Genomic DNA, 11,921 nt, shown 5'->3' on the forward strand with positions numbered 1-11,921 from the left:
CGGGACAGCATCGCGTGACCCCTCGACGCGAGCGCAGCGCGCGACCCCTCGACCGCAGAGCAACGCGCGACCCCTCGACACGAGCGCAACGCGCGACCCCTCGACCGCAGAGCAACGCGCGACCCCTCGACGGTAGCGCAGCGCGCGACCCCTCGACGTGAGCGCAGCGCACGACCCCTCGACCGCAGAGCAACGCCCGACCCCTCGACACGAACGCAGCGCGCGACCCCTCGGCCCGCCCCCGCACCGGGCCTCGACACGCTCGCTGGGGCTCGCTGCTCGACCGGCGCCCTGGCGGGCCCGCTCGACCGGCGGACGCAGGCTCGCGTCAGGCGAGCAGGGCGTCCTTGTCGCGCACGATGCCGCCGAGGACGCCGTTGACGAAGGAGGGCGACTCGTCGGTGGAGAGCTCGCGGACCAGGCCGACCGCCTCGGTGATCGCGACGGGGTCGGGGACGTCCTCGGACCACAGGACCTCCCACACGCCCATGCGCAGGACGTTGCGGTCGACCGCCGGCATCCGCTCGAGCGTCCAGCCCTGGGCGTAGTCGCCCAGCAGCTCGTCGATGCGGGTGCGGTGCTCGACCACGCCGCGCACGAGGACGGCGGTGTACTCGTTGTGCGGTGCCTCGCCGTCGGCGATCGCCCGGTCGAGCGCCGCGACGGCGTCCTCACCGCGCATGTCGGAGGAGTAGAGCAGGTCCAGCGCCCGCTTGCGGGCCTTGGTGCGGGCCGCCATCAGGACTTGACGCGCCCCATGTAGGACGAGTCGCGGGTGTCTACCTTGACCCGCTCGCCCTGGTTGATGAACAGCGGCACCTGGATCTCGTGACCGGTCTCGACCGTCGCCGGCTTGGTGCGGCCGGTCGCCGAGTCGCCCGCCACGCCGGGCTCGGTGAAGGTGATCTCGAGCTCGACCGAGGCGGGGAGCTCGATGAAGAGCACGCGGCCCTCGTTGGTGGCGACGATCGCCTCGTGGTTCTCGAGCAAGAAGTTGGCGGCGCTGCCGACGATCTCCGGCGCGATCTCGATCTGCTCGTAGCTCGTGGTGTCCATGAAGACGTAGGACGTGCCGTCGTTGTAGAGGTACTGCATCGTGCGGCGGTCGACCGTGGCGGTCTCGACCTTGGTGCCGGCGTTGAAGGTCTTGTCGACCGTCTTGCCCGACTCGACGTTCTTGAGCTTGGTGCGCACGAAGGCCGGGCCCTTGCCGGGCTTCACGTGCTGGAACTCCACCACGGACCAGAGCTGGCCGTCGATGTTGAGGACCATGCCGTTCTTCAGGTCGTTCGTCGTTGCCATCGCGCGCTCGTGTGCCTTCGGTCTCGGGGGCTGAGGGTCGGCGGTCGCGGGGACCGGGCCGACGGGCGAGTCTAGCGGCCCCGCACGCGACGACGCGCCCCGGGCAGCGTGTGCCGGGGCGCGTCGCTCGGGGGGTGGGGCTCAGTGCTTGAACGCGTCCTTGACCTTGTCGGCCGCCTGCTTGAGGTCGCCCTTCACCTGGTCGGCCTTGCCCTGGCGCTCGAGACCCTCGTCGCCGGTCAGCTTGCCGACGCCCTCCTTGGCCTTGCCGCGCAGACCGTCGACCTTGCCGTCCACCTTGTCCTGGTCGCTCACGTGGGCCCCTCTCGTCGTGGTGGGTGCGGGTTGCTCCCGCACCCCTTGTGTACGCCGGGGCGCGCGACGCCCGCCCACCCGTGCGGGTGGTGCCGAGCCCGCAGGCCCGCGGGGTCAGCCGAGGCGCGCGGCGACGACCTCGAGCGCGTCGCGGTAGCCGTCGACGCCCTTGCCGGCCACGACGGCGACGGCGTGCGGGGTCACGACGGAGGTGTGGCGGAAGACCTCCGGCCGCTGGGTCGGGTCCGACAGGTGCACCTCGACGAGCGGCGCGGTGAGCTGGGCGCACGCGTCGAAGACGGCGTAGGAGTAGTGCGTCCACGCCGCGGCGTTGAGCACGACGGGCACCGCCTCGTCGGCGGCGTCGTTCAGCCAGTCGAGCAGCACGCCCTCGTGGTTGGTCTGGCGCACCTCGACGTCGAGGCCCAGCTCCGCGCCCCACGCCACGCAGCGCTCGGCCAGCTCGTCGTGGGTGGTCGTGCCGTAGATCTCGGGCTGCCGGCGCCCGAGGCGCCCGAGGTTGGGCCCGTTCAGCACGAGCACCCGGCGAGCGGGAGCGGTGCCGGCGCTCACGCCGGGCCGCCGATCGCGGCGTACGCCTCGCGCAGCCAGGACTCCTCCGGACCCTCGAGCACCGCAGGGCGGGCGAGGCCCTCGAGGACCACGAAGCGCAGCAGCGAGCCGCGGGCCTTCTTGTCGACGCGCATCGTGGCGAGCAGCTCGTCGAAGGGGGCTCCGGCGTAGGTCGTCGGGAGTCCCACCGCGCCGAACGCACGGCGGTGCCGCTCCACCAGCGCCTCGTCGATGCGCCCGGCCCGCCGCGCCAGCTCGGCGACGAAGACCGACCCGATCGCGACCGCCTCGCCGTGGCGCACCTGGTAGTCCTCGGCCCTCTCGACCGCGTGGGCCAGGGTGTGGCCGTAGTTGAGCACCTCGCGGCCCGGGTGACCGTCGCGGCCCCCGGTCTCGCGCAGGTCGCCGACGACGACGTCGACCTTGACCGCCACCGCCCGCTCGACCAGCTCGCGCAGCACCGGCGAGGCCGGGTCGAGCACGGCCTCGCCGTGCGCCTCGACCAGGTCGAGGACCACCGGGTCGGCGACGAAGCCGCACTTGACGACCTCGCCCATGCCGGCGACGAGCTCCGCGCGCGGCAGGGTGTCGAGGAGGTCGAGGTCGCACAGCACGCCCGCCGGCTCGTGGAAGGACCCGACGAGGTTCTTGCCGGCGCCGGTGTTGACCCCGGTCTTGCCCCCCACCGCGGCGTCGACCATCGCCAGCAGCGTGGTCGGCACGTGCACCACGCGCACCCCGCGCAGCCAGGTCGCGGCGACGAAGCCGCCGAGGTCGGTCGTCGCGCCGCCTCCCACGGTCACGACCGCGTCGCTGCGGGTGAAGCCGGACTCCCCCAGCGCCTCCCAGCAGTCCGCGGCCACCGCGGCGGTCTTGGTGTGCTCGCCGTCGGGGAGGCCGAGGGCCAACACGTCGAAGTGCGGGCGCAGCGCGTCGAGCACGGGCGCCAGCGGCTCGGTCAGCTCGGCCGGGTGCAGGACCGCGACGCGCTGCGTGTGGTCTCCGAGCACCTCGGGCAGGCGCGGCGCCAGGCCGCGACCGACCACGACGTCGTAAGGCGAGGCGCCGCGCACCTCCAGGACCGTGTCCCCGCGGCTCTCGCCGCCGCCCCCGCCGCGACCCTCGCTGCCACCCGCCGGGCTCACCCCGCTCACCGTGCCTCCTCCTGCTCGCGTGCCTCGACGCGCCGCGCGACCTCGTCGGCCACGTCGTCGGGGGTGCGGTCGTCGGTGTCGACCACCAGGGTCGCGACGGCCTCGTAGACCGGGGCGCGCTCGTCGAGCAGCGCCTTGACCCGCGCGCGCACGCCGCCGACGAGCAGCGGTCGCGAGGTGCCGAGACCGACCCGCTTCACCGCGTCGGAGAGGCCGACGCGCAGGAACACCACCGGGTGCCCGGCGAGCAGCTCGCGGGTCGCGGGGTCGAGGACCGCGCCGCCTCCCAGCGCCAGCACCCCGTCGTGCTCGGCGAGGGCGAGGGCGACGGCGTCGCGCTCGAGCGCGCGGAAGTGGGCCTCGCCGTGGTCGACGAAGAGGTCGCTGATGCTCTGCCCGGCGCTCGCCGCCACGTCGGCGTCGGTGTCGCGCACGGGGAGCCCCCAGCGCTCGCCGAGCAGGCCGGCCACCGTCGTCTTCCCGGCGCCCATCGGGCCGACCAGCACCACCCGGGGCCCGGTGGACCCGGCGGCCGACCCGTCTGCGGCAGGCACAGGTGCGCTCACCGGTAGCGCAGGGCGTCGAGGTAGGCGGTGGCGTTGCGCCGCGTCTCGCCCACCGAGTCGCCGCCGAACTTCTCCACGACCGCGTCGGCCAGCACCAGCGCCACCATCGCCTCGGCGACGCTGCCCGCAGCCGGCACGGCGCAGACGTCGGAGCGCTGGTGGTGGGCGGTGGTCGCCTCGCCGGTGGCGACGTCGACGGTGCGCAGGGCCCGGGGCACCGTGGCGATCGGCTTCATCGCGGCGCGCACGCGCAGCACCTCGCCCGTGGTCATGCCGCCCTCGGTGCCGCCGGAGCGACCCGACGTGCGGCGCAGGCCCTGGTCGGTGGTGACGATCTCGTCGTGGGCCAGCGAGCCGGGGGTGGCCGCGAGGCGGAAGCCGTCGCCCACCTCGACGCCCTTGATCGCCTGGATGCCCATGAGCGCGCCCGCGAGCCGCGCGTCGAGGCGGCGGTCCCAGTGGACGTGGGAGCCGAGGCCCGGCGGGAGGCCGTCGACGACGACCTCGACGACGCCGCCGAGGGTGTCGCCGTCCTTGTGGGCCTGGTCGATGCGGGCGACCATCGCGGCGCTCGCCTCGGGGTCGAGGCAGCGCACCGGGTCGTCGTCGAGCCGCTCGACGTCGTCGGCGCTGGGCAGCGAGCCCTCGGGTGCGGGCACGCCGCCGAGCTCGACGACGTGGGAGACCAGCCGCGCACCGACGGCCTGCTCGAGGAAGGCGGAGGCGACGCGGCCGAGCGCGACGCGGGCCGCGGTCTCGCGGGCCGAGGCCCGCTCGAGGATCGGCCGGGCCTCGTCGAAGTCGTACTTCTGCATGCCGACGAGGTCGGCGTGGCCCGGCCGCGGCCGGGTCAGCGGCGCGTTGCGGGCGAGCGCCGCCAGCTCCTCGGCGTCGACCGGGTCGGCGGCCATCACCTTCTCCCACTTGGGCCACTCGGTGTTGGCGACCTGCACCGCGACCGGCCCGCCCTGGGTCTCGCCGTGGCGCACCCCGCCGAGGAAGGTCACCTCGTCGCGCTCGAACTTCATCCGCGCGCCGCGCCCGTGGCCCAGCCGCCGGCGCGCCAGCGCGTCGGCGACGTCGTCGGTGTTCACCCGCACGTGGGCGGGCAGCCCCTCGAGGATCGCGACCAGGGCAGGACCGTGGGACTCGCCCGCAGTGAGCCAACGCAGCATGCCTCGCAGTCTCCCACGCAGCGCCGACGCGGCCCGCGGCGGCGTCAGGCGGCGAGACCCGCCAGCGCCGGGCCGGCGACGGCGCCGACGACCGCGCCGAGCAGCATGAACGGCCCGAAGGGGAAGCCCTTGCGCTCCACCACCCGCAGCACCGAGAGCAGCCCGCCGAGCACGCCGCCGAGCAGGAAGCCGGCGTAGGTGCCGACCAGCAGCTCGGCCCAGCCGAGCTGGCCGAGGGCGATCCCGAGCACGCCCGAGAGCCGCACGTCCCCGTAGCCGAGCCCGCGCGGGTGCACCAGCCACAGCAGGAGGTAGAGACCGCCGGCCACCGCCCACCCGGTGCCCGCCCGCAGCAGGTCGTCGAGGTCGCGGCCGACCAGCGTGCCGACGACGACCAGCGGCACGACGACGGCGTAGAGGCGCGCCACCAGCCACGTCGGGAGCAGCATCGTGCGCCAGTCGACGTGGGCGAGCAGCACGCCGGCGGGCACGAGCACCCACCACACCGGCAGCGCCCACGCCCACCCGAGCGCACCGCCGACCAGCAGCCCCAGCACGCCGGAGGCCGCCGCCAGGCGCAGCGACAGCCGCGGTGCCGCCGCCAGCACGGCGTACGCCGGCTTGTCGGGGTCGGGCTCGTCGGGCTCGGGCACGCGCGCCAGCAGCGCCGGGGCGCCCAGCGCGAGGCCGGCGCACACCAGCGCGGTCACGACCGCCGGCACCAGCGCCCCGCTGTCGAGCAGGTCGCCCACGCTCACGGCGCCGCCGACCGGGCGGCCACCGCGGCCTCGCCGGCGTCGCGGACCGCGGCGAGCGGCACCGCCCGCCCGGTCATGAGCTCCACCTGCAGCACGGCCTGGTGCACCAGCAGGTCGAGGCCGGTCACGAGCGCCTGCCCGCCACGCTCCGCCGCCGCCTGGAGCGGGGTCGGCCACGGGTCGTAGAGCACCTCGAAGACCACCGGCGCCGCGGCGCAGCGCGCGAGCAGCGCGTCGTCCTGCGCCGCCGCCGGCACGGTCGAGACGACGACCTCGCCCACGACCGGGGCGGTCGCGAGGTCGAGCACCTCGACCCGGGGCGCCGCCGGGTGCGCCGCCACGGCGGCAGCGGTCTCCTCCGCCCGCGCGGCCGCCCGCACCAGCAGGCGCACCTGGCGCGCCCCGAGGTCGCACAGCGCGAGCGCCGTGGAGGTCGCCGTCGCTCCCCCGCCCAGCACCGTGACGGTGCGCGGCTCGACGTCGGTGCGCTCGCGCACCGCCGCGGCCGCGCCGGGCACGTCGGTGTTGTCCCCGTGTCGGCGCACCCCACCCGCGGCGTGCTCGAGCACGACGGTGTTGGCGGCGCCCGCGCGGCGTGCCTGCTCGCCGACCTCGTCGAGCAGCGGCAGCACCTCGCGCTTGAGCGGCATCGTCAGAGAGAAGCCCCGCCACGCCTCCTCGCCCGCGGCCGACGCCAGGAAGGCCGCGAGCGTGCCCGCGGGGACCCGCCGCGCGGTGTAGTCCCACGGCAGGTCGAGCGCGGCGTAGGCCGCGGCGTGCAGCGCCGGCGAGAGCGAGTGGTCCACCGGGTCGCCGAGCACGGCGCAGCGCCGCTGCCCCGGCCCCGGGGCGCTCACCTGGTCACCACCCGCTCACGCCCGGCGGCTCAGCACCGGTCGGACTCGTTGGCGCAGTAGTCGCGCAGCTCGTCCTTGTAGCGCAGGAACTCGTCGTAGGTCTCCGCGAACTTCGTCTCGCCGGTGGCCAGGTCGACGGTGACGTAGTAGAACCAGTCGCCCTCGGCCGGGTTCGCCGCCGCCTCGATCGCCTCGGCACCGGGCATCTCGATCGGGCCGGGGGGCAGGCCCGGGTTCTGGTAGGTGTTGTAGGGCGAGTCGACCTCGAGGTCCTCCAGCGTCGGCACCGCGCCGAGGTCGTTGCCGGCGGCGTAGTTGACGGTGGCGTCGATCTGCAGCAGGCCGTTGGTCTCCTCGCCCTCGAGCCGGTTGTAGATCACCCGCGAGATCCGCGGCATGTCGTCGCCGCGGCCCTCGGCCTCGACCAGGCTGGCCACGGTCATGAGCTCGTGGGGGGTGTAGCCGAGGTCGGCCGCGGCCTGCTCGAGCCCCGCCTCGTCGGCGGCCTGGCGCCAGCGGTCGACCATGGCGCGCAGGATGTCGCGCGGGGTGTCGCCGGGCGCCACGTCGTACGTCGCGGGGAACAGGTAGCCCTCGGCGTCACCGCCGGCGTAGTCGGGCAGGCCGATGCTGCCCGGCTGCTCGAGCACCCGCTCGAAGCGGCCCCGGCGGAACTCGGTGCCCTCGGCCAGCACGTCGAGCACCTGCTCGAGGCGCAGGCCCTCGGGCACCGTGACCGTGCTGCGCACGATGTTCGCGGGGTCGACCAGCACCTCCAGCGCGTCGGAGGCCCGCATCTCCTCGCGCAGCTCGTAGGTGCCGACCTGGATGCCGTTGGCCGCCTCGTTGCCGAGCGCGGCGTCGGTGAGCGCCTGCACGGAGGCGATGACGCCGAGCTCCTTCAGCTCCCGGCCCATCTGGGCGACGGTGTCGCCGGGCTCGACCTCGAAGAGCACCGAGCCGGAGCCCGGGCCGGGGTAGTCCTCCGCCTCGCCGAAGGCGCTGGAGAGGTAGTCGACCCCCTTGGTCACCGCGACGTAGAAGCCGGCGACGACGACCGTGAGCGCGACGAGCGCCGCCAGGCAGCCGGGCACGCGCTTCTTGCGGCGGCGCCGCCCCCCCGGGGTGTAGCCGGGGTCGGGGTCGGCGTCGGGGTCGGGGTCGGCGGCGAGGAGCACGTCGGGCTGCGCCTCGTCGTGGACCAGGTCCAGTCCGTCGTCCACCGGCTCGGCCGGGGTGCGCTGCTCCTCGTTCATGCGTTCTCCTCGACGATCTCTCCGGGAGCCTGGCCGCTGCTCCGCTCGGTGTCCAGCGCGTGCTGCAGGATCAGGACCGCGGCGGCCATGTCGACGACGGCGCGGCGGTCGGCGCCCTTGCGGCCCTGCTGGCGCAGCACCGACTCTGCCGACACGGTGGTGAGGCGCTCGTCGACGAGGCGCACCGGGACGGGCGCGACCCGTCGCGCGAGCCGGGCCGCGAAGTCGCGCACCTTGGCCGCGGCCGGCCCCTCGCCGCCGCTCAGCGAGCGCGGGAGCCCCACGACGACCTCCACCGCCTCGGCCTCGCGGGTCAGCGTCGCGAGCCGCGCCAGGTCGCCCTTGCCTCGCCGCACGGTCTCGAGCGGTGTGGCGAGGAAGCCGGTCGGGTCGCTCCGGGCGACACCCACGCGGGCGTCGCCGGGGTCGAGCCCGAGCCGGGTGCCGTGCCTCACCGCACCCGCCTCAGGCCTGCGCCGCGCGGGCGACCTCGGCGGTGACCGCTGCGAGGGCCGCCTCCGCACCGGACGGGTCGATGCCGCCGCCCTGGGCGACGTCGTCCTTGCCGCCGCCCTTGCCGCCCACGTGCGGACCGACCGCGCGCACGAGCGCGCTGGCGCTGACGCCGCGGCTGCGGGCCTCGTCGTTGACGGCGGCGACGACCGCGACCTTGCCGTCGGCGACGCCGAGCACCACGACGGCGCCCGGGCGGTCGGCGGGGATGCGGGCGCGCACGTCGAGCGCGAGCGTGCGCACGTCGCCGCCGCCGGCGCCGTCGACGCGGTGGGCCACGACCGCGACGCCGTGGACGTCGGTGGCCGCCTCGGCCAGCTGGGCCCCCTGGGCCAGCAGCTGGGCCACGCGCAGTCGCTCCAGCTCCTTCTCGGCGGTGCGGAGCCGCTCGGTGAGGTCCTGGACACGCCCGACGAGCTCGTCCGGCCGGGTCTTGAGCGTGGCCGTCAGCTGCGCGACGACGTCGCGCTCGCGGGCGAGGTAGCCGAAGCCCTCGACGCCGGTCAACGCCTCGATGCGGCGGTTGCCGGAGCCCACGCTGGACTCGCCGGTCACCACGACGGTGCCGATCTGCGAGGAGTGCTCGACGTGGGTGCCGCCGCACAGCTCGCGCGACCAGGGGCCGCCGATCTCGACGACGCGCACCTTGCCGGAGTCGTAGGTCTCGCCGAAGAGGGCGATCGCGCCCCACTCCTTGGCCTGCTCCAGCGTCATGTAGTCCCAGGCGACCGGCAGGTCGGCGCGCAGCGCCTGCTGCGAGACCTGCTCCACGTCGCGCAGCTGCGCGGGGCTCAGGGCCTGGGTCCACCCGAAGTCGAGGCGGAGGTAGCCGGGCCGGTTGTAGGAGCCGGCCTGCAGCGCCGTGGGGCCGAGCACCTCGCGCAGCGCCGCGTGGACCACGTGGGTCCCGGAGTGCGCCTGGCGCGCGCCGGTGCGCCACTCCGGGTCGACCCGGGCATGCAGCTCGGCGTCGGCGTCGAGCTCGCCCTCGACCACCCGCACCTGGTGGACGACCAGGCCGCGCACGGGCCGCTGCACGTCGAGCACCTCGAGCGTGCCGCCACCGGCGGCGGAGGTGAAGGCGATGGTGCCGGCGTCGGCGGCCTGACCACCGGACTCGGCGTAGAAGGGCGTGCGGTCGAGCACGAGCTCGCCGACCTCGCCCTGGGCCAGGCTGCGCACGGGCGCGGCGCCCCGCAGCAGCGCGACCGCCCGCGACTCGGTCTCGAGGGTCTCGTAGGCCAGCCACTCGGTCGGGCCGTGCTCGTCGAGCACGGTGCGGTAGACGCCGGTGTCGGCGTGGCCGCCCTTCTTGGCGCGCGCGTCGGCCTTCGCCCGCTCCCGCTGCTCGGCCATCAGGCCGCGGAAGCCCGCCTCGTCGACGGCGAGCCCCTGCTCGGCGGCCATCTCGAGCGTGAGGTCGATCGGGAAGCCGTAGGTGTCGTGCAGGGCGAACGCCCGCTCCCCCGACAGCGTCGCACCGCCGGACTGCTTCACCTCGCCCGCCGCGAGGTCGAAGATCTGCGTGCCCGCCTGCAGCGTCCGGCGGAAGGCGTCCTCCTCGGCGAAGGCGACGCGGGCGATCCGGTCCCACTCGCGCACGAGGTCGGTGTAGGTCTCGGCCATCTTGTCGCGGCTGACCGGCATCAGCTCGGGCAGCGCCGGGTCCCCGAAGCCGAGGAGGCGCACCGAGCGCACCGCGCGGCGCAGCAGTCGGCGCAGGACGTAGCCGCGGCCCTCGTTGCCGGGCGTCACGCCGTCGCCGATGAGCATCATGGAGGAGCGCACGTGGTCGGCGACGACGCGGAAGCGCACGTCGTCCACGGGGTCGGCGCCGTAGCGCTTCCCGGTCAGCTCCATCGCGCGCTCGATGACCGGGAACATCACGTCGATCTCGTACATGTTCTCGACGCCCTGCGTCATGAAGGCGACGCGCTCGAGGCCCATGCCGGTGTCGATGTTCTTCTTCGGCAGCGAGCCGGCGATGTCGAAGTCCTCCTTCGACCGCACCGCAGACAGCTCGTCCTGCATGAAGACGAGGTTCCAGAACTCGAGGTAGCGGTCCTCGGCGGAGAAGTCGCCGTCCGCGCCGTAGGCCGGCCCGCGGTCGATGAGGATCTCCGAGCAGGGCCCGCCCGGGCCCGGCACGCCCATCGACCAGTAGTTCTCCGACTTGCCGAGCCGGGCGATGCGCTCGTCGGGCAGCCCGGTGACCTTCTTCCACAGCGCGACGGCCTCGGCGTCGTCGACGTAGACGCTGGGGTAGAGCTTGTCCTCCGGGAAGCCCCAGCCGCCGTCGGCCTGCGGCTTGGTGACGAGGTCCCAGGCGAGCTCGATGGCCCGCTCCTTGAAGTAGTCGCCGAAGGAGAAGTTGCCGCACATCTCGAAGAACGTGCCGTGGCGCGTCGTCTTGCCGACGTCGTCGATGTCGGGCGTGCGCACGCACTTCTGCACGCTGACCGCCCGCTCGTAGGGCGGGGTCTCCTGGCCCAGGAAGTAGGGCTTGAACGGGACCATCCCCGCCGGGACGAAGAGCAGGTTGGGGTCGTTCGCGAGCACGCTCGCCGACGGCACCGCGGTGTGGCCCGCCGCCTCGAAGTGGGCGACGAACCGCCGGCGGATCTCGGAGGTGTCCATCAGGGCAGTTCCTTCGCGTCGGTGGGCGGGGGGCCGGCCTCGAGGGCGGGCGTGGTCGGGGGGACGAGGCCGAGCCGCTCGCGCAGCTCCGCCTCCTTCTCGGCGCGGCCGGCGGCGACCTCGGCGGCGACGAGTCGGGCGCCGTGGTCGAGCGCCTGCAGGCGGTCGCGCAGGCCGCCGGCGGTGAGGGCCTCGGCGGCGCGGCGGGCGCGCTGCACCGCCCACACGCCCGCTCCCGCCCCCGCGACGAACCAGAGGCTGCGGCTCATGCGGCGTCCTCACCTGCCGCGAGGTCGGCGCGCTGCTCGGCGTGCAGGTGCCGGCGGGCCGCCCGCAGGTCGGCGCGGCGCTGCTTGCGCGCGCGCCGCAGCTCGCGGCGCAGCTCGACGCGCACCCGGTCGCGGGTCTCGGGCGCGGCCGCCCGGCGTACGCCGTGGGCCAGGGCGGCGGCCTTGACCACCGACTCGCGCAGCACCAGGTCGGCGAAGAGCCGGCCCTCGAGGCGCGCCGGTGCCGGCGCGGGACCGCCAGGCGCGCGAGGCCGGTCGCCGACGCCGGTGATGACGTACGCCGGCACGCTCGGCCGTGCCGCGTCCGCCGGGTCCGGCTCCGGCTCCGGCGGGACCTCCCGACCACCGCCCGCGGTCCCGAGGGCGGCGCGCAGCTCGGCGAGGTCGCGGCGCAGCGCAGCGGTCTCGGCCCGGCCGCGCGCGGCCGCACGACGGGCGGTGACGACGGTCGCGGCGAGGGTGAGCAGGCACGCGCACGCCACCGCGAGAGCGGTGACCGCGAGGATCCCGGGCGCCGTCATGGTG

14 protein-coding genes are annotated in these 11,921 nt (G+C 75.4%); all 14 read right to left on the reverse strand.

All coding sequences use genetic code 11. The features are described from left to right. Positions 1–328: 328 nt before the first annotated feature. The 14 genes from nusB to BJ989_RS12035 all read right to left on the reverse strand — a co-directional run bounded on the left by nusB (position 329) and on the right by BJ989_RS12035 (position 11,917). Complete coding sequence (gene nusB, locus BJ989_RS11970; protein ID WP_179518402.1) at positions 329–739, reverse strand: transcription antitermination factor NusB; 411 nt, start codon at positions 737–739, stop codon at positions 329–331. Then, positions 739–1,302, reverse strand: coding sequence for an elongation factor P (gene efp, locus BJ989_RS11975; RefSeq protein ID WP_179518403.1), 564 nt, complete (start codon positions 1,300–1,302; stop codon positions 739–741). Before efp ends, nusB begins: the two co-directional genes overlap by 1 nt. 141 nt (positions 1,303–1,443) lie before the next feature. Then, positions 1,444–1,617, reverse strand: coding sequence for a CsbD family protein (locus BJ989_RS11980; RefSeq protein ID WP_179518404.1), 174 nt, complete (start codon positions 1,615–1,617; stop codon positions 1,444–1,446). A gap of 114 nt (positions 1,618–1,731) precedes the next feature. Further along, entirely contained in the window at positions 1,732–2,190 is a 459-nt protein-coding gene (locus BJ989_RS11985; protein WP_179518405.1) for a type II 3-dehydroquinate dehydratase, read from the reverse strand. Further along, positions 2,187–3,344: a 3-dehydroquinate synthase gene (gene aroB, locus BJ989_RS11990; RefSeq protein WP_343049309.1), complete on the reverse strand. Its 1,158-nt coding sequence runs from the start codon at positions 3,342–3,344 to the stop codon at positions 2,187–2,189. The genes BJ989_RS11985 and aroB overlap by 4 nt, the downstream gene beginning before the upstream one ends. After that, positions 3,341–3,898, reverse strand: coding sequence for a shikimate kinase (locus BJ989_RS11995; protein WP_343049310.1), 558 nt, complete (start codon positions 3,896–3,898; stop codon positions 3,341–3,343). Before BJ989_RS11995 ends, aroB begins: the two co-directional genes overlap by 4 nt. 8 nt (positions 3,899–3,906) lie before the next feature. After that, a complete protein-coding gene (gene aroC / locus BJ989_RS12000) occupies positions 3,907–5,085 on the reverse strand; it encodes a chorismate synthase (RefSeq protein ID WP_179518406.1) in 1,179 nt (392 codons plus the stop codon). A 44-nt stretch (positions 5,086–5,129) separates the two neighbouring features. Continuing rightward, positions 5,130–5,843, reverse strand: a complete 714-nt coding sequence (locus tag BJ989_RS17760; protein WP_179518407.1) for a prepilin peptidase — start codon at positions 5,841–5,843, stop codon at positions 5,130–5,132. Beyond that, complete coding sequence (locus BJ989_RS12010) at positions 5,840–6,700, reverse strand: shikimate dehydrogenase (RefSeq protein ID WP_179518408.1); 861 nt, start codon at positions 6,698–6,700, stop codon at positions 5,840–5,842. The genes BJ989_RS17760 and BJ989_RS12010 overlap by 4 nt, the downstream gene beginning before the upstream one ends. 29 nt (positions 6,701–6,729) lie before the next feature. Next, positions 6,730–7,956 carry an endolytic transglycosylase MltG gene (mltG, locus tag BJ989_RS12015; RefSeq protein WP_179518409.1) on the reverse strand — a complete coding sequence of 409 codons (1,227 nt, stop codon included), beginning with the start codon at positions 7,954–7,956 and terminating at the stop codon, positions 6,730–6,732. Beyond that, entirely contained in the window at positions 7,953–8,411 is a 459-nt protein-coding gene (gene ruvX, locus BJ989_RS12020) for a Holliday junction resolvase RuvX (RefSeq protein WP_343049311.1), read from the reverse strand. The genes mltG and ruvX overlap by 4 nt, the downstream gene beginning before the upstream one ends. A 10-nt stretch (positions 8,412–8,421) precedes the next feature. Continuing rightward, positions 8,422–11,106 (reverse strand): alanine--tRNA ligase, encoded by a 2,685-nt coding sequence (gene alaS / locus BJ989_RS12025; protein WP_179518411.1) that lies wholly within the window; start codon positions 11,104–11,106, stop codon positions 8,422–8,424. Continuing rightward, positions 11,106–11,375: a DUF6167 family protein gene (locus BJ989_RS12030; RefSeq protein ID WP_179518412.1), complete on the reverse strand. Its 270-nt coding sequence runs from the start codon at positions 11,373–11,375 to the stop codon at positions 11,106–11,108. Before BJ989_RS12030 ends, alaS begins: the two co-directional genes overlap by 1 nt. Next, the gene (locus tag BJ989_RS12035) at positions 11,372–11,917 is read right to left on the reverse strand and encodes a hypothetical protein (RefSeq protein WP_179518413.1); all 546 of its coding nucleotides are present in this window, start codon (positions 11,915–11,917) and stop codon (positions 11,372–11,374) included. Before BJ989_RS12035 ends, BJ989_RS12030 begins: the two co-directional genes overlap by 4 nt. Positions 11,918–11,921: the final 4 nt, after the last annotated feature.

Source organism: Nocardioides perillae (assembly GCF_013409425.1).
In the GTDB taxonomy this organism is placed as follows: Bacteria; Actinomycetota; Actinomycetes; order Propionibacteriales; family Nocardioidaceae; genus Nocardioides; species Nocardioides perillae.

What these genes read in the sequence shown, in the direction of transcription:
- nusB (WP_179518402.1), bottom strand. Translation starts at nt 739, where the DNA reads ATGGCGGCCCGCACCAAGGCCCGCAAGCGGGCGCTGGACCTGCTCTAC.
- efp (WP_179518403.1), bottom strand. Translation starts at nt 1,302, where the DNA reads ATGGCAACGACGAACGACCTGAAGAACGGCATGGTCCTCAACATCGAC.
- aroC (WP_179518406.1), bottom strand. Translation starts at nt 5,085, where the DNA reads ATGCTGCGTTGGCTCACTGCGGGCGAGTCCCACGGTCCTGCCCTGGTC.
- mltG (WP_179518409.1), bottom strand. Translation starts at nt 7,956, where the DNA reads ATGAACGAGGAGCAGCGCACCCCGGCCGAGCCGGTGGACGACGGACTG.
- alaS (WP_179518411.1), bottom strand. Translation starts at nt 11,106, where the DNA reads ATGGACACCTCCGAGATCCGCCGGCGGTTCGTCGCCCACTTCGAGGCG.
- BJ989_RS12030 (WP_179518412.1), bottom strand. Translation starts at nt 11,375, where the DNA reads ATGAGCCGCAGCCTCTGGTTCGTCGCGGGGGCGGGAGCGGGCGTGTGG.
- BJ989_RS12035 (WP_179518413.1), bottom strand. Translation starts at nt 11,917, where the DNA reads ATGACGGCGCCCGGGATCCTCGCGGTCACCGCTCTCGCGGTGGCGTGC.